Consider the following 17,016-nt stretch of genomic DNA (forward strand, 5'->3'; position numbering starts at 1 on the left):
GCCACAGGGGAGGGCAACTACAAACTAACTCCCACCGAACCCTACCTAAAGCACTTGATCGGGGTAGTTAAAAAGACACGCCTAAACACCATAGGCATTGTTTAGTTTGGCTGCTGATTTCAGTTGGTTAGTTAGTGACTTTGGTGGACAGTCAACCCAAGCGGTAGTTGCTTGCCAACTAACGGCAATTTTCTCTGGATATTGGGGTTAATTGGTTGATATGTGGGATGGCATTCAGAAGTAGATTCCAGTATGGCAACGGCAGCTATGGTTTATCATGGGAAACGCGACATTTCCGTCAAAGTGGCTCCAAACTCCAGCCGTTTTCAGTAGCAAGCAAGCGATCTGTTAGTTCGAGGTTTTCCAGAAAGGTGTCATCATGCGACACCACGATCAACGTGCCATGGTAACTACGCAACATGAGTTCCAATGCCTGTACTGAGGGCAAATCAAGGTGGTTATTCGGTTCATCGAGTAACAGCAGTTGCGGTGGTGAATCGGCGTAGAGTATGCAAGCGAGAGCTCCCTTTAGACGCTCACCGCCGCTCAGCGAGCCGCTGGGTATCACTACCTTCTGCGCGTCAAGTCCCAGTTGCGCCAAGCGCATGCGTAGGTCCCCGTCGTCAGCTGTGCGATTGGCTAATCGTAACTGTTCCAGAACCGTACTCTCTGGGTTCAGATTTTCTAATCTCTGATCGAGATACGCGCTCTCCGACGTTACCTTGGATACCCCAGCCAAAGGCGAAACCAGGCCCGAGATCACTTTAAGCAACGTGGATTTGCCACAACCGTTCGGGCCGACTACACCTATGCGCTGTGTTCCACCCAAGACCAGGTTGATGGTTTGGCTTGCTCCCGATACGTACGGTAGCACCACGTCATTCAGTTCGGCCACGCGCCGCTTTGCGGCCTGCTTGGTTGGTATCTCGTGCAGGGTTATTTGTGGCTCATCTTCAACTTGCTGTGAGGCTTCACGCACGCGTTGGTTGAGTTGTGCCCGGTTGGAGGCCTGTTTCTGGCGCAGCGCGCCTGACGATGTTTCGCTGCGCTCTTTCTGACGATCCAACAGAATCTTGGCTTGATTGGCCTCTTTGCCTCGCCGGTTACCGCGTGCTTGCCGTTGTTCCTGCCGTACACGCTGCTTCCGCATCGCCTGTTCCTGCCGCTGGCGTTCAAGTTTGCGGTCACTCAGGTTTTGCAGAGCGTTCTGTCGTTCGTGTGCCTTAGCCTCAGCGTAAAATGAGTAGTTGCCTCCATAGCTTTGCAGCCCAAGGGAAGACAATTCCACGATGCGCTCCATGGACTTCAGCAATTGTCTATCATGGCTGATCACGATCAGCCCACGCGGCCAGCGTTGTAATTGTTTGATCAGCGCCTTTCGGTTTGGTCGGTCGAGATGGTTGCTCGGCTCATCGAGAATCAGGAAGTCTGCATCCGAGAGCATGGCACCAATCAAGGAAATTCGCATTGCCTCTCCGCCGCTCAGGATGCTGGCAGGCGTATCTGTTTCAAGGTGGCTCAAGTTATTGCGCTCAAGTTCATAGCGGAGTCGCTGGTGTATGTCCCAGTGATCGCCCACGGCATCGAAATCCTCCGGTGCTGTGCTGCCTGACCCAATACGTGCTAGCGCATCCAGCGTGTGCTTTACCCCCGCCAACTCGGCCACTGTAGAACCATCAGGGTGCACCACTTGCTGGGCGAGATAATGCACGCTGCCGGAGCACTGGCACTGGCAGTGGCCGGTGGTTGGTTGTAACAGCCCAGCCAGGATTCGTGCCAGCAGAGTTTTACCGACACCATTGCGTCCGACCAGTCCTGTTGAGCGCATATCGAACTGCTCGTGAAGGCCGGAGAAAAGAGTTCTGCCGTCTGACAGAACGTGGGATACGTTTTTCAGTACGAGATGAGGATTCGTCATGCTCTATTCCAAAGATGCCAAGAACTCCCCTGCTACTGGGGACTGGTGGAGACTGGCCGTCACAACAACGGCGGCATCAATAGCGCATTGGACAAATACCTTATAAGGGAAAGAGTGCGCTGATTATCGTACAAGCATGTGGAGAAATGGGCCAAGCAGTAGTTTTAACTAGTTGAGCCAAAAATTCACGATCGAGATATCCGACAACGCCTGACCTGCCATATTCTCAAGCGAAGGCCATTCCATCTGCCTTGATCACCTTGCCCGAATGTCTTCATTGCGACCGATGGTTTCGAAAACGAAGAGTGGCTGTGTCAAAGAGGTGATGTGTTGAAATCCGTGAAAGGGTCTCTCTCTGCTAGGAGAGTAACGTGGGGCCTAAAGCCGCTGGGCACCGGTAATGCACCATTTGGCTACACACAAAAAAGGCCTGCGTTCTCACGCAAGCCTTTGAAAATAATGGCGCGCCCGATAGGATTCGAACCTATGACCTTTGCCTCCGGAGGGCAACGCTCTATCCAGCTGAGCTACGGGCGCATTCGAAATAACGAGTGCTCGTCAATTTCGAGTGCGCAATCTTACGTGTGCCGGCGGCTTCTGTCCAGCCCCGGCCATTAAGCGTTTCGTTCAGATTCGAGGTAGCCGCTGGTCTGGCGTCAGGTTGACCAGATTTTGCTCGTTGCTGATGGTCACTTCGCCATCCTGGATGCTTACCTGCAAGGTCATGGACCGTTCTGCCAGGGCCGCCAGTGCGGCTGTTCCTTCTGCCGGAAGGTCGACAATAGTAAGGTTGCTAAATCTTTCCAGCTTGTTATGGTGCTTGTCCCACCACACCGGCACCGCACGCCCGCCGTAGGTATAGAGAATGACCTGATTGGCCTTGTTGCAGGCCTTGCGCAGGCGGTCTTCCTCGGGCAGGCCCAGTTCCACCCAGAGTTCGATGTCTCCGGTCAGGGATTTTTGCCAGAGTTCCGGCTCGTCGTCTGTGCTCAGGCCTTTGGTAAATTCCAGGTTATCGTTGGCGTTGAGGGCGAAGGCCAGCAGCCGGATCATCATCCGCTCGTCGGTTTCAGAGGGATGGCGGGCAACGGTCAGATGGTGGTCGGCGTAGTAGTGCCGGTCCATATCGGCGATATGGAGGGTGGCTTTGAAGATGGTGGCTTTCAGTGCCATTGAATGAATAGTCCTGTGGTCTTTGGGCGGGTCAGGGCGTTAGTGTAGAGCATATTGAGCGTGGCGGGGCATAGCAGCATGGTGTTGTTGCGGGGTTTTCTGGTTCTGGTGGTGTTTTTTCTGCTGGGTGAGGCATTGCGGGTACTGGTCGGCCTGCCCATCAGTGGTGGCGTGCTGGGGATGGTGATGGTCACGGCCACTCTGATGTTGAGGGGGCGGGTCAGTGATCAGTTGGCGGAAGCCAGTCGCGGGCTGATCTCGGTGCTGGTGCTGCTGATTTCACCGGGTGTTGTCGGGGTTTTCTTTATTGCCGATCGCTTTGCGGGCCACTGGTTTTCCGTTGCAGTGGCTTTGGTTGCGGGTACCTTGCTGAGTTCCGTGACCACGCTGTGGCTGATGAAGAAAACAGCGGGAGATCGCACCCGGGGGCACAGTCATGACTGAGTTCAACGGACGAATGCAGGAATTGCTGTTGGTCTGGACCGCAGGCCCGATGCTTTCCATTGCCCTGACGCTGGCGGCGTTTATGGCGGCAAACTGGTTGTTCGCGAAGGTGGGACGCCCCCTGTGGATGCCGCCGGTATTGATGGCGGCGGTGATTCTGGCGGCGGCGGTGGCGGCCAGTGGTATTGGCTATGAAACCTATCAGCAGGGGGCGCGCTGGTTAACGGTATTGTTGGGCCCGGCGACGGTGGCCCTGGGTGTGCCTTTGTATCAGCAGATGCACCATATTCGCGCGCTCTGGCGGCCAATTCTGTGCACCTTGCCACTGGCGGCCAGTCTGGCGGCTGTCTATGCGGTGGGTATTGCCTGGCTAATGGACGCTCCGCTTTCCATACTGGCGTCGCTGGCGCCGAAGTCGGTTACCGCGCCCATTGCCATGGGCATTGCGGAACAGCTGGGTGGCTCGGTTGCACTCACCCTCGGCGGTCTGCTGATTACCGGCGTACTGGCCTCGGTATTTGTGGACTGGGGTGCCAAATGGATGAAGATTTCCGATGACCGGATGGTGGGTTTTGCCCTGGGGCTTAATGGTCATGCCATTGGCACTGCCCGGGCGTTTGAGATCAGCCCCACGGCGGGCGCTTTTGCCTCCCTGGGGATGGGATTGACGGGTGTGTTTACGGCGCTGTTTTTGCCTTTTGTCTTTCCGTTCTGAGGCTGCTGCTTTTTGGGTCATTCACCATACGAATAGGTCCATGTTGCAATTTCGATTGCCGTAAGGGTTTTCCGAGACTAGCTTGTTTGCCAGGCAATCGGTGCCGTCCTGCACCGATGTTCCGTGAAAATTCCTAAAACAGCGACGGAAAACGCGATGAAAAAAATACTGGCAGCTTTTGTTGGCTCCATGGCCCTGGCGTCTGCGCCTCTGGCCCTGGCAGCCGATGCGACCAAAGAACTGAAAATGGCGTACGACGCCGATCCAGTTACCCTCGATATTCATGAGCAGTTGTCTGGCGGCATTCTGCAGTTGTCTCACATGACCTTTGATCCGCTGTTGCGCTGGACCAAAGATCTGGGTTTCGAGCCGCGCCTGGCAGAAAGCTGGGAGCGTGTGGACGACAAAACCATGCGCTTCAAGCTGCGCGAGGGTGTGAAGTTCCATTCCGGTAACGAACTGACCACGGCCGACGTGAAGTTCACCTTTGAGCGACTGAAGGAAAGCCAGGACTTCAAGGCGATTTTCAAACCCTTCAGCGCCATCAATGTGATCGACGATTACACCTTCGAGCTGGTCACCAGCGAGCCTTACCCTCTGCTGCTGAACACCGCCACCTACATTTTCCCGCTGGACAGTGAGTTCTATTCCGGCCAGACCGAAGATGGCAAAGACAAGGACGCCATCCTCAAGCACGGCAACTCCTTCGCTTCCGAGAACCTGTCCGGCACCGGTCCTTACACGGTAACCGAGCGTAAACAGGGCGTGCGTGTCGAGTTCGAGCGTTTCGATGATTACTGGGATACTGAGTCTCCGGGCAACGTGGGCAAGATCGTGCTGACTCCCATCAAGGAAAACGCTACCCGGGTATCCGCCCTGCTGTCTGGCGGTGTCGACTTCATCGCTCCGGTTCCACCCAATGATCTGGACCGCATCAAGCGCGACCGCAACAGCGAACTGGTGACCATGAGCGGCACCCGTATCATCCTGTTCCATATGAATCAGGAGCGGGTTGAAGCCTTCAAGAACCCGAAAGTTCGCCAGGCCATCGCCTACGCCATCAACCAGGAAGGTATTGCTGCCAAGATCATGAAAGGCTTTGCCACGCCGGCAGCACAGATGTCGCCAGCGGGTTACCAGGGCCATAACGAAAACCTGAAGCCTCGCTTCGATGTTGAGAAAGCCAAGCAGCTGATGAAAGAAGCCGGCTATGAGGACGGCTTTACCATCACCATGATGGCCCCCAACAACCGCTACGTGAACGACGACAAGATCGCGCAGGCAGCGGCGGCCATGCTGGCGCGCATCAACATCAAGGTGGACCTGAAAACCCTGCCGAAAGCCCAGTACTGGCCGGAGTATGATAACCGTGCCGCCGATATGATGCTGATTGGCTGGCACGCAGACACCGAGGATTCGGCCAACTTCTATGAATTCCTCACCTTCTGCCCGGATGCTGACAGCGGTGATGGCCAGTACAACGCCGGCAACTACTGCAACCCGGAAATCGATGCCCTGGTGGAAAAAGCCAACGTGGAGACCGACCTGGACAAGCGTGCGGCCATGCTGCAGGAAGTGGAACAGCGTCTGTACGACGACGCAGCCTTCGTACCGCTGCACTGGCAGGACCTGGCCTGGGCCTCCCGCAAGGGCGTGAACATCGAGCCGGTGCTCAATGTCATGAACTTCCCCTACCTGGGCGATCTGGTTATCGAATAAGGGGAGCGTGCTCCCTGAGACCCAACCTCTCTCCCGGTGCGGGAGAGAGGCTTTCACGTATTCATCAACGGTAAATCCTTCATGCTAGCGTTTTTGGTTCAGCGGATATCCCAGGCGCTGCTGGTCATGTTTGTGATCAGCATCATCGCCTTTGCCATTCAGGATGGCCTCGGGGACCCGCTTCAGGAAATGGTGGGCATGTCCGTCTCTGCCGAAGAGCGGGAAGCCATTCGTGAGGAGCTGGGGCTGAACGACCCCTTCCTGGTCCAGTACCTGCGGTTTGCGGGTAATGCCATACAGGGCGACCTGGGCAATTCCTATTTTTACAGCAAGCCGGCGCTGGAAGTGATTGCCGAACATCTGCCAGCCACCCTGGAACTGGTGATCGGCGCCAGTCTGATCATCATCTTCCTGTCGGTCCCCATTGGCGTGTACGCCGCCATCCGGCCCCAGGCCTGGCTGTCCAAATTCTTCATGGGCGTGAGTACGGTCGGTATTTCCATACCGGTGTTTCTCACGGCCATTGTTCTGATTCAGTTGTTCTCCATTGGTGTGACGGTCAACTGGTTTCCGGCCGATACCGGTTGGGGCCAGTGGCTCAACGATTTCTTTACCACCGAAGGTGGGCTGCCGTCCTATGGCCGTGGTGATGACCTGGTGCACCTGTTCGGCACCTGGGAATCCGGCCTGTTTACCAGCGAAGGCCTGGCCCATCTGGTGCTGCCCTGCGTGTCGCTGGCGTCCATTATGCTGCCTCTGTTTATCCGCCTGATCCGGGCAGAGATGATGGAGGTTCTGCAAAGCGATTACATCCGCTATGCCCGGGCCAAGGGTTTGAGCGCGGGCCGTATCAATTTCCTGCATGCCCTGAAGAACACCATGCTGCCGGTGATTACCGTGGGTGGCGTACAGATCGGCATTATGGTGGCCTACACCATCCTGACCGAGACGGTGTTTCAGTGGCCGGGTCTGGGCCTGATGTTCCTGGAGGCCATCACCCGCAGCGATATTCCCCTGATTGTGGCTTACCTGATGGTAGTGGGCCTGATCTTTGTGGTGACCAACACACTGGTGGACCTGATCTACGGACTGGTCAATCCCACCGTCAAACTGACAGGTAAGAAAGCATGACAACGGCAACGGTTTCCCGCTGGGACCGCTTCCGCGAGTCCTTTTTCTGGTACAGCTTCAAACGCGACAAGGTAGCGATTGCCAGTTTTCTGGTGCTGCTGGCCATGGTGCTGGCAGCGGTGTTTGCGCCTCTGCTGGCGCCGGCCGATCCCTACGATCTGGCCCAGATCAACATTATGAATTCCGAGTTGCCACCGGTGGGCCTGGACGGCGCTGATCCTGCGTTCCCGTTGGGCACCGATGCCCAGGGGCGGGACCTGCTCTCCACCATTCTGTACGGCACCCGGGTGTCGCTGATGATTGGCTTTGGGGCTGTCGTGCTGCAGGCGGCGCTGGGTATCCTGTTTGGCCTGCTGGCCGGCTATCTGGGCGGTAAGGTTGATGCCATCCTGATGCGCATTGCCGACGTGCAGCTGTCGTTCTCTACCCTGATGGTGGCGATCATTGTCGGCGCGGTGTTCAAGGCCAGTTTTGGCAACCTGATGTTCGGTGAGATTGCCATCTACATGCTGATCTTCATCATCGGCGTGGCGGAATGGCCGCAGATTGCCCGTACCGTGCGGGCCTCGGTGCTGGCGGAGAAGAAAAAGGAGTATGTGGACGCGGCCAAGGTGATGGGGTTCGGTACGCCACGCATCATGTTCCGGCACATACTGCCCAATACCCTGTCGCCCATTTTTGTGATTGCCACGGTACAGATTGCCAATGCCATTATCTCCGAAGCGGCGCTGTCGTTCCTCGGCCTTGGCATGCCGGAAACCCAGCCGTCACTGGGTTCGTTGATCAAATCCGGTTTTGACTACATCCAGAGCGGTTCCTGGTGGATCACCCTGATCCCAGGCCTGGTGCTGGTGGTGCTCGTGCTGGTCATCAATCTGTTGGGTGACTGGTTGCGGGATGTGATGAACCCACGGCTGTATAAGGGGTAACACCATGGCACTGTTGGAAGTGAAAAACCTGGATGTACGTTTCGCGGTGCGCGGTGGCGATCTGACCGCCCTGCGTCGTATTAGTTTCAGCCTGGACAAGGGCGAGCGGCTGGGCCTGGTGGGTGAATCCGGTGCCGGCAAATCAGTGGCGGCCTTCTCTATCCTGAACCTGATTGCCAAGCCCGGTTATATCGCCGGTGGCCAGATTCTGTTTGAAGGCAAAGATCTGGCCGCCATGAGCGAGCGGGAGCTGCGCAAAATCCGTGGCAACCGCATCGCCATGATTTTCCAGGATCCGATGATGACCCTGAACCCGGTGCTCACCATCGGCACCCAGATGGTGGAGGCGATCCTGGCACACCGGAAGATCAGCAAGAAAGAGGCGAGGGCCATTGCTCTGGATCGCCTGCAGAAAGTGCAGATTCCCTCGCCGGAAAAGCGGCTGGACCAGTATCCCCATGAATTGTCGGGGGGCATGCGCCAGCGAGTGATCATTGCCATCGCCCTGCTGTTGGACCCGGAAATCATTATTGCCGATGAGCCCACGACCGCCCTGGATGTGACCATCCAGGCCGAGATCATGGACCTGCTGCTGAACCTGTGTGAGCAGGAAAACGTGGCGCTGATGCTGATCACCCACGATCTCGGGGTGGTCTCGCAGGTGACCCAGCGCATGCTGGTCATGTACTCCGGCCGGATCATCGAACAGGGCCCGACCCGGGAAATCATCAATGATGCCCGGCATCCCTACACCCAGGGGCTGATCAACGCGCTGCCCCAGATGGGTGAACCGGGTGCGCGGCTGTTCCAGATACCTGGCTCCATGCCATCCCTGAAGAATGTGCCTTCGGGTTGTCCGTTCCATCCCCGCTGTAACTTCGCCACCGACCAGTGCAAGCGCGCCATGCCGGAATATGTGCGTTCCGGCAACGTTGACGTCGCCTGTTACGAAGTTGCCAACCTGATTGAGCAGGAGAAACGCATGCAGGAGGCCGAATCATGACCTCCCCTCTGGTAAGTATCCGCGGTCTGGAAAAACGTTTTGATCTGTCCGGCAGCTTCCTTGAGCAGCTCCGGTTTGAAGGTGGGCGTTTGCGCCGTAAACAGGAAGCGGTGCACGCCATCAACGGTGTGAACCTGGAGGTGCAGAAGGGCGAGGCCCTGTGTGTGGTCGGTGAGTCCGGTTGTGGCAAATCCACCGTCGCCCGCACCGTGATGGGGTTGCTCTCGCCGAGCGCTGGAGAGATCCACTATGGCGGCCAGCGGATTGATAATCTGGAAGGTAAGGCTGCGCTGCCCTACCGCCGCAAGATGCAGATGATCTTCCAGAATCCCTATGCTTCCCTGAATCCGCGAATGACGATTCAGCAGACCCTGGAAGAGCCGATCCGTTTCCACCATCCGGACTGGTCCCCGGTTCAGGTGCGGGACAAGATTCACGAAGTGATGCATTCGGTGGGTATCGACCCGGACTGGGGCAGTCGCTTTGGCCACGAGTTTTCCGGTGGTCAGCGCCAGCGGATTGCCATTGCCCGCGCCCTGGCGGTGGACCCGGAATTTATCGTTGCCGATGAGCCCATCTCGGCCCTGGATGTGTCTATCCAGGCCCAGGTGCTGAATCTGTTGATGGATGCCCAGGAAAGCCGTGGTCTGACCTACCTGTTCATTACCCACGATCTCGCGGTGGTAGAACACTTCGGTACCCGGGTGGCCGTCATGTACCTGGGCCGGGTGTGTGAGCTGGCAGACACCAAAACCCTGTTCGCCATGCCCCGGCATCCCTATACCCAGGCGTTGCTGTCGGCCATCCCGAAACTCGAGGATGACCGGCCCAATCACATTCGCCTTCAGGGCGAGGTGCCCACGCCGGTGAATCTGCCCTCGGGGTGCGTGTTCCACGGCCGCTGCCCCTATGCCAATGAGCGTTGCCGGCAGGAAGTTCCACAGCTGATCGCCACCGACGGCGGGGCGCAGGTGGCCTGTCACGCCGTTGAGGAAGGGCGTTTGTAACGGCCGGGCGCGCATAGGCTATCATGCCTGCAGCAACGTACCGGTTGTGATCATTGCCAAACCTCAGGGGTTCCCATGGAAATACGCTGGCTGGAAGACTTTCTGGCGCTTGCCCGCACGCGCCACTTCTCACGGGCTGCCGAACAGCAGCACGTGAGCCAGCCTACGTTCAGCCGGCGCATCAAGCTGCTGGAGGAATCCATGGGCACCACCCTGATCAATCGGCAGACTCTGCCATTGTCCCTGACCCCGGCCGGAGAAGTGTTTCAGGAACTGTGTGAACGCATCACCCGGGAGGTCCGGGACACCCGGGACCGGATAGCCGCTCTGGATGCGGAAGCGTCTGCCCGCATCAGCGTTGGTTCTACTCAGGGGCTGTTTTCACATTTTTATCAGGGTTGGGCGACGGAGATGGGCATTGCCGAGCGCCTTCAGCTGAACCTGACCGCCACCAACTGGGTGGGGGAGCAGTTTCTGGATGCCCTGGAAAGCGGCGAATGTGACCTGGTGTTGTGTTACTGGCACCCGGATTTGCCCTGGGGAGATCGCCTGGCAAGTGACAAGTTTCAGTGGCAGACGATCGGCAGGGAAGCACTGGTGCCGGTCAGTATCGCCAATGAGCAGGGCGAGCCCCGTTACCGGTTGCCAGGCACCGATGAACAGCCTGTGCCCCTGATTGCCTACCACAGCCGTGGTTTTTTGCAGTCGGCTATCGACGGGCATCTGCAACGCGGCAAGCTGCCGGCGAATCTTTTGCCACTGAACGAGAATACCCAGTCCGCGAGCATCAAGGCCCTGGTCAAACAGGGCTTCGGCATGGGCTGGCTGCCCAAGCGGATGACGGAAAAAAGCGAACAGTTCGGTCGCCTGGTACGGGCTGGTGATGAGCGCTGGGACGTACCGCTGGAAATACGTTTGATCCGCCTGAGTGACGCCCGCTCAGACGACATACTGAATCTCTGGAAACAACTGGAAACCTGATATGCCAAATCACGACATCCTCGACCTGCAGCCTGCCCACATCCGTGAGCTGCGGAACCGGTACGAACGGGCCATGGCTGACCACGGTTATGACAGCCTGCTGATTGCCTCGGGCGCGGCGCCCTACCGGTATCGGGATGATCAGGCCTATGTATTCCAGGGCTTCGGCCCGTTTCTGCACTGGACCGGGCTGGCTGGCCAGGAGCACAGCTGGCTGTTGGTTCGGCCCGGCCAGAAACCGGTGCTCTGGCTATACCAGCCGGTGGACTTCTGGCACGCCAACCCGGTGATGGCTGAAGAGCCCTGGCTGGAGGTTGTAGACGTTCGCAGCCGGCAGCAGGCTGGCGCCCCGGAGCTAGATAGCCCGGGGAGGCTGGCGATAATCGGTGATCCGCTGGTGCTAGAAGGCGTGCCGGGAGATCATAACCCGGCGGCACTGGTGGCAGCCGTGGAAGAAACCCGCGTGCACAAAACTCCGTACGAAATTGAATGCCTGGCACACGCTAACCGGATTGCCCTGGCCGGTCACAGGGCGGCCAGAGAGGCGTTTCTGGCCGGCGACAGCGAATTTGGTATCAGTCTCGCCTACCAGCAGGCCACCGGCCAGCGGGAAGTGGAGGCACCCTATCACAGCATCATCGGTTTGAACGAACATGCCGGCACACTGCACTACCAGTACTACGACCTGCAGCCACCCCGCCGGCCCCGCAGTCTGCTGATTGATGCCGGGGTGCGCTACCGTGGCTACTGTTCAGATATAACCCGCACCACCGCCGGGCCGGATGAGCCGAGATTCACCGCGCTGGTTCACGGGCTGGAGAAACTGCAGCTGCGGCTATGCGAGATGGTGTCGCCCGGCGTGGACTACGTGGACATTCACCGCAAGGCTCACCTGGGCATTGCGGCCCTGCTATCAGCTTCGGGGCTGGTGTTCGGTTTAGCGGATGAAGCCATGGTGGAGCAGGGCATTACCCGGGCGTTCTTTCCCCATGGCATAGGGCATTTTCTGGGCATTCAGGTGCACGATGTCGCCGGCAAACCGACGCCGTCCCCGGAAGATGCGCCGTTCCTGCGCCTGACCCGCACCCTGGAAGCCGGCATGGTGGTCACCATCGAGCCGGGGCTCTATTTTATTCCATCGCTGCTGGAGCCTTTGCTGAACGGGCCTGAAGCCCAGTATCTGAACCGGGCGCTGATTGATGAACTGAAGAGCTGTGGTGGAATCCGGATTGAAGATAATGTGGTGGTCACAGCGGCCGGGGCCCGGAACTTAACGCGAGAATGCGAATAGTCACTTTTTACTACAAAAACTGACTGCAAAAGGGTTGCAATCCTGTTTGTTAATAACAATAATTATCACTAACTTTAGTGCTGTTAGTGAGAGCGCCCTATGTACGTTTGCCTGTGTTACGGGGTAACAGACAGAGAAATCCGCGAAGCCGCTGAAAGCGGTGTCAGTTCCATGCGCCAGCTCGGCAAGGAACTTGGCGTCGGCCGTCAGTGTGGTCGTTGCGCCTGCACTGCCCGGGAAATTCTGAAAGAGTCCCGGTCACCGGATTATATGGCGCTCGCCAACATGCTGGCGCAACCCGCCTGACCAGGCGGGCCTGTCCACATATTGCAATTGCACCTCTTTCACATCCGTGATTTTTTATTGCCGTTAAACCGACTATCCTTGTGAGTTAACGCTTTCGCGACACAAGGAATCCAGTTATGAAAGGCGACAAAAAAGTCATCCAGCATCTGAACAAGGTCCTCGCCAACGAGCTGACGGCCATTAACCAGTACTTCCTGCATTCGAGAATGTACAAAGACTGGGGTATCACCAAGCTCGCGGCGAAAGAATACGAAGAATCCATCGATGAAATGAAACACGCCGATCAGCTGATCGAGCGAATTCTCTTCCTTGAGGGCCTGCCAAATCTGCAGGATCTGAACAAATTGCTGATTGGCGAGAATGTTCAGGAAATGATCGAGTGCGATCTCAAGCTCGAGCACACCGCGCACACAGACCTGAAAGAAGCCATCATCTACTGTGAGCAGGTTCAGGATTTTACCAGCCGTGAACTGTTCCGGAGCATCCTCGACAGCGAGGAAGAACACATCGACTGGCTCGAAACCCAGCTGGAAATGATTTCCCAGATGGGCATCCAGAACTATATCCAGCTGCAGTCCGCGGCTGCTGAGTAAACTCCCCGGCTTTCCGGCCACCGGCGCACTCTGCGGGCCGGTGGCGCGCTCTCTCCGCTCTGTTCCCCCCTGCCTTTTTCCGGGTGCTTCCCCGATTGCCTGTCGAAACAGGTAGAATAGTCGCCCAGATCGGCCAGATATTCTGGCCCAACGCGGTTAATAAACCACTCCGGAGACTGAAATGGACCTGTCCTGCTTCAAAGCCTACGACCTGCGTGGCCGAGTACCTGACCAGCTAAACCCAATCCTGGCTGAGAAAATCGGCCGCGCCTACGTTGAAATCACCGGCGCCAAAAAAGTCATCGTCGGTTACGACATCCGGCTGTCCAGCCCCGAAATAGCAGAAGCGTTGAGCTCCGGCCTGATGGCGGCCGGCGCCGATGTGTTTGATATTGGCCTGTGCGGCACCGAACAGGTGTACTTTGCCACCAGTCACTACCAGATGGACGGCGGTATCATGGTGACGGCCAGCCACAACCCCAAAGACCACAACGGCATGAAAATGGTGGGCCCGGAATCCCGGCCGATCAGTTCGGACAACGGCCTGAACGACATCCGGGACCGGGTGCTGGAGCCGTTCTCTGACGCCGCAGAGCAGGGCAAATACGAAACCCTGGAAGTAATGAGCGCGTACGTTGACCATCTGCTGGGCTACATTGATGCAGGCTCACTGAAGCCCATGACCATCGTCTGTAATGCCGGCAACGGTGGTGCTGGCCTGGTGATCGACGAACTGGAACAGCATCTGCCGTTCGACTTCATCAAGGTTCATCACGAAGCCGATGGTCACTTCCCGAATGGTGTGCCCAACCCGATCCTGCCGGAAAACCGCTCCGCGACTGCCGATGCCGTACTCCAGAATGGCGCCGCCATGGGCATTGCCTGGGACGGCGACTACGACCGCTGCTTCTTCTTCGACGAAACCGGCCGCTTTATCGAAGGCTACTACATCGTCGGCCTGCTGGCGGACCAGTTCCTGCGCAAGACCGGTGGCGGCAAAGTTATTCACGATCCCCGCCTGACCTGGAACACGCTGGATCTGGTTGAAGCTGCTGGCGGCGAAGCCATCGAAAGCAAGACTGGCCACGCCTTCATCAAACAGAGAATGCGCGACGAAGACGCCGTCTATGGGGGCGAAATGAGCGCCCACCACTACTTCCGCGACTTCGCCTACTGCGACAGCGGCATGATCCCCTGGCTGCTCGTGGCCGAGCGCCTGTGCCAGAGCAGCCAGACCCTGTCATCCCTGATCGACGCCCGCATCGAAGCCTACCCGGCCAGCGGTGAAATCAACCGCACCATCAGCGATCCCCCGAAAGTCATCGCCGCCATCGAAGCCAAGTACGGCGTGGGCGCGAAATCCGTCAGCCATGTCGACGGCCTGAGTGTGGAATTCGACAACTGGCGCTTCAACCTGCGCATGTCCAACACCGAACCGGTGGTTCGCCTGAATGTTGAGGCCCGTGGCGATAAAGCGTTGATGGAAGCGAAAACTGAAGAACTGCTGGAAGAAATGAAAAGGCTGAACGTTTAAAAGGCTGGCAGTGTTAGAAGGCCCCTGAAGTTTGTGGGGCCAGGGTGGCGGTACCCCCTTCTGGAACTGTGCGGAGCCAGGGATGGCGGAGCTCAAGCGTCACAAGGATGTGCCGAAGGAGCGTGTTTCAGAAGGGGGTACCGCCATCCTGGTCTTGCACCAGTGCCTAGAGCCAGTCATTTAGCATAATGCCAAACCCGACCCGCTCAATTCGCTCGTTATAGTCAATCAGGCTCTCCCCATACCCGTTGTAATACTGGAAGAACCCTTTAAGCGTATCCCCCATCGGAAAACTGTACCCGAACTCCACCGACGTACGGTTATCTGACCGCAGATTATTCAACAGCTTCAACGAAAAGGTCCGGTCTTCCGTCAGCTTGTAAACAGCGTGATAACTGGCATGGCCCAGATAGCGTTCGATGTCTTCGTTGTCGTCGCTGCTGCTGTTTTCAGGCAAGCGGTACCAGGGCTGAACCATAAACAGCCAGCGGTCCACACTATAGGCAACGGAACCCATAATCCGGTTCCAGCTCCGGGATCGGGGGTCAGACTGCCCGTTTGACTGATGATTGAAGCCCACCGACACCGCACTCAGCGTTCCGGGGCCGAGATCCCAGTTCAGGGCGTGCCTGAAAAACAGCTCCGGCTCATAGTTGGTCTCCCGGAAAGGCGCCGATTCATCCTGATTGTAGACCTGCCAAAAAGATTTTTGGGTGTAGCCAAACCAGAAGGTTGTGCGGTCGTCGAAAATGCCCGTCAGCAACGGAACCTTGAAGCTGATCTGGTACTTGGCTTCCTCGTTTTCCAGGTTGTAGTCATAATCGATAGCTCCCAGTCGCGGGCTTGCGGGCAAGGCATTGGGGTCGTCCACCCAGGTGATCGGCAGAATGTAATTGGGCTGATGAGTCACGAAACTGCCGGTAAACGAGAAGATTGCCCGCTCGGCAGAAAGATAGTTGTCCACCAGCGCGGCCATCACCCCGTCATCAGGATCGTCTTCCAGGGCATTACCCACGATCTTCTCCCGGGTTTTCTTGTCGGCCACCAGTTCCTCTGCATCCGCCTCGGCTTCTTCCAGCTGTTCCTCGCTGGCCTGGTCACGCTCGGCCTGAGGGTTGTACTTGGCGTCATAGCAGGCCAGCCGTTGCACACCTTCCTTGATCAGCGCGCAGTTAACATCGGGTTCCTCTGGCCGATCCTGGGCAACAACCAGATTGGCCGTGCCCAACAGAATCAGGGGTAGCAGCTTGAGGCTGGGGGTCATGGGGGCTCCTTATTGGGCGGTACTCAGGCTTATCCAGGTGTTGGCAATGCCGTAAATCCAGACCCCAAGCAGGGTGAGGGTCAGCAGGGCGAAGATCGCGCGATGGCGGGGGCGGCGCTGGTCGTTCGCCGAGGCGACCCAGCGTAGATACATCAACCCGATAAAACTCAGAAAAACGCCCAGGCTGGCAAACGCCGGAATCAGCAGCCAGCCGGCAGAAAGCGGGGTGCCATCGCTTGACTGGTTGCTGAACCAGGCCATCGAGATCAGCAGTACCGCCAGGCTGGAAAACTCCAGGATCAGTAAGGTTTTTCGGCGCTTGTCCGGGGTCGTCTGTTGCTGTTGGTTCATGCGGCGACTCTGGGTTTGAGTGAATGAACGCTATGGTAACCGGAATCCATGGCAAAGGAGCTACAACCTACGAAACTGTCATTAAAATGGTTGAAATCAAATTCTGATTTTGCTCTCTGGTTTTTTTGCGGAGGCTCAATCGCTATAATGCGGCGACCGAAAGATTATAACGCTCAAATGCGAGGTGCATTGTGAAGATGAAGAGAGTCCTGGCTGTTGTTCTGCTTGGTTTTGGCCTGGCCGCCGGCGCCGCAGTGGCAAGTGTTGAAGACGAAATCCGCGAGCGCATCAAGCCGGTGGGCGAAGTGTGTCTGCAGGGTGAAGAGTGTGGCGAGGCTGCTGCACCTGCTGAGACAGCCAGCTCCGGCCCGCGTTCTGGCAGTGAAGTCTACGACGCCGTGTGCATGGCGTGTCATACCACCGGCGCAGCCGGCGCTCCGGTCATTGGCGATGCCGCTGCCTGGGCTCCGCGCATTGAGAAGGGTATCGATACCCTGATTGATCACGCCATCAATGGCTTCAATGCCATGCCGGCCAAAGGTGGCTGTGCCAACTGCCCGGATGAGGAAATCACCGCTGCCGTTGAGCATATGGTTGAGCAGAGCAAGTAAGCAATCTGTAACGACCTGACAAACCCCGCCCCGAGCGGGGTTTGTT

General features: G+C 57.4%; 17 protein-coding genes and 1 tRNA gene. 13 read left to right on the top strand and 5 right to left on the bottom strand.

Annotated elements, in window-relative coordinates; all coding sequences use genetic code 11:
- Nucleotides 1–298 precede the first annotated feature (298 nt).
- The 3 genes from C7436_RS14180 to C7436_RS14190 all read right to left on the bottom strand — a co-directional run bounded on the left by C7436_RS14180 (nt 299) and on the right by C7436_RS14190 (nt 3,091).
- Nucleotides 299–1,918 (bottom strand): ABC-F family ATP-binding cassette domain-containing protein, encoded by a 1,620-nt coding sequence (locus C7436_RS14180; RefSeq protein WP_121208227.1) that lies wholly within the window; start codon nt 1,916–1,918, stop codon nt 299–301.
- Nucleotides 1,919–2,378: 460 nt separating this feature from the next.
- Nucleotides 2,379–2,455: transfer RNA gene (locus C7436_RS14185), tRNA-Arg, on the bottom strand.
- Between the two features lie 90 nt (nt 2,456–2,545).
- Nucleotides 2,546–3,091, bottom strand: a complete 546-nt coding sequence (locus C7436_RS14190) for a YaeQ family protein (protein ID WP_011783991.1) — start codon at nt 3,089–3,091, stop codon at nt 2,546–2,548.
- Nucleotides 3,092–3,169: 78 nt separating this feature from the next.
- Between C7436_RS14190 and C7436_RS14195 the strand changes: the two genes are divergently transcribed.
- The 12 genes from C7436_RS14195 to C7436_RS14250 all read left to right on the top strand — a co-directional run bounded on the left by C7436_RS14195 (nt 3,170) and on the right by C7436_RS14250 (nt 14,744).
- The gene (locus tag C7436_RS14195; protein WP_011783992.1) at nt 3,170–3,535 is read left to right on the top strand and encodes a CidA/LrgA family protein; all 366 of its coding nucleotides are present in this window, start codon (nt 3,170–3,172) and stop codon (nt 3,533–3,535) included.
- Complete coding sequence (locus tag C7436_RS14200; RefSeq protein WP_121208228.1) at nt 3,528–4,250, top strand: LrgB family protein; 723 nt, start codon at nt 3,528–3,530, stop codon at nt 4,248–4,250. Before C7436_RS14195 ends, C7436_RS14200 begins: the two co-directional genes overlap by 8 nt.
- 156 nt (nt 4,251–4,406) lie before the next feature.
- Nucleotides 4,407–5,969: an ABC transporter substrate-binding protein gene (locus C7436_RS14205; RefSeq protein ID WP_011783994.1), complete on the top strand. Its 1,563-nt coding sequence runs from the start codon at nt 4,407–4,409 to the stop codon at nt 5,967–5,969.
- 81 nt (nt 5,970–6,050) lie between these two features.
- Nucleotides 6,051–7,100: an ABC transporter permease gene (locus tag C7436_RS14210; RefSeq protein WP_011783995.1), complete on the top strand. Its 1,050-nt coding sequence runs from the start codon at nt 6,051–6,053 to the stop codon at nt 7,098–7,100.
- Nucleotides 7,097–8,029 carry an ABC transporter permease gene (locus tag C7436_RS14215; RefSeq protein WP_121208229.1) on the top strand — a complete coding sequence of 311 codons (933 nt, stop codon included), beginning with the start codon at nt 7,097–7,099 and terminating at the stop codon, nt 8,027–8,029. The genes C7436_RS14210 and C7436_RS14215 overlap by 4 nt, the downstream gene beginning before the upstream one ends.
- Nucleotides 8,030–8,033: 4 nt before the next feature.
- Nucleotides 8,034–9,032, top strand: a complete 999-nt coding sequence (locus tag C7436_RS14220) for an ABC transporter ATP-binding protein (protein ID WP_121208230.1) — start codon at nt 8,034–8,036, stop codon at nt 9,030–9,032.
- The gene (locus tag C7436_RS14225; RefSeq protein WP_014420321.1) at nt 9,029–10,039 is read left to right on the top strand and encodes an ABC transporter ATP-binding protein; all 1,011 of its coding nucleotides are present in this window, start codon (nt 9,029–9,031) and stop codon (nt 10,037–10,039) included. The genes C7436_RS14220 and C7436_RS14225 overlap by 4 nt, the downstream gene beginning before the upstream one ends.
- Before the next feature lie 75 nt (nt 10,040–10,114).
- Nucleotides 10,115–11,020 (top strand): LysR family transcriptional regulator, encoded by a 906-nt coding sequence (locus tag C7436_RS14230; protein ID WP_014420322.1) that lies wholly within the window; start codon nt 10,115–10,117, stop codon nt 11,018–11,020.
- A 1-nt stretch (nt 11,021) separates the two neighbouring features.
- Nucleotides 11,022–12,311 carry a Xaa-Pro dipeptidase gene (pepQ, locus tag C7436_RS14235; RefSeq protein WP_121208231.1) on the top strand — a complete coding sequence of 430 codons (1,290 nt, stop codon included), beginning with the start codon at nt 11,022–11,024 and terminating at the stop codon, nt 12,309–12,311.
- A gap of 99 nt (nt 12,312–12,410) precedes the next feature.
- Entirely contained in the window at nt 12,411–12,617 is a 207-nt protein-coding gene (locus C7436_RS14240) for a bacterioferritin-associated ferredoxin (protein ID WP_011784001.1), read from the top strand.
- A gap of 116 nt (nt 12,618–12,733) precedes the next feature.
- Nucleotides 12,734–13,210: a bacterioferritin gene (gene bfr / locus C7436_RS14245; protein ID WP_014420324.1), complete on the top strand. Its 477-nt coding sequence runs from the start codon at nt 12,734–12,736 to the stop codon at nt 13,208–13,210.
- A gap of 181 nt (nt 13,211–13,391) precedes the next feature.
- A complete protein-coding gene (locus C7436_RS14250) occupies nt 13,392–14,744 on the top strand; it encodes a phosphohexomutase domain-containing protein (RefSeq protein ID WP_121208232.1) in 1,353 nt (450 codons plus the stop codon).
- A gap of 166 nt (nt 14,745–14,910) precedes the next feature.
- Here C7436_RS14250 and C7436_RS14255 read toward each other — a convergent pair whose 3' ends face one another.
- Complete coding sequence (locus C7436_RS14255; protein ID WP_121208233.1) at nt 14,911–16,008, bottom strand: phospholipase A; 1,098 nt, start codon at nt 16,006–16,008, stop codon at nt 14,911–14,913.
- 9 nt (nt 16,009–16,017) lie between these two features.
- Nucleotides 16,018–16,359 (bottom strand): hypothetical protein, encoded by a 342-nt coding sequence (locus C7436_RS14260; protein WP_011784005.1) that lies wholly within the window; start codon nt 16,357–16,359, stop codon nt 16,018–16,020.
- Nucleotides 16,360–16,556: 197 nt separating this feature from the next.
- Here C7436_RS14260 and C7436_RS14265 point away from each other — a divergent pair, with 197 nt between their 5' ends.
- Entirely contained in the window at nt 16,557–16,970 is a 414-nt protein-coding gene (locus tag C7436_RS14265) for a c-type cytochrome (protein WP_041654495.1), read from the top strand.
- Nucleotides 16,971–17,016: the final 46 nt, after the last annotated feature.

It is taken from the genome of Marinobacter nauticus (assembly GCF_003634635.1).
Classification (GTDB): Bacteria; Pseudomonadota; Gammaproteobacteria; order Pseudomonadales; family Oleiphilaceae; genus Marinobacter; species Marinobacter nauticus.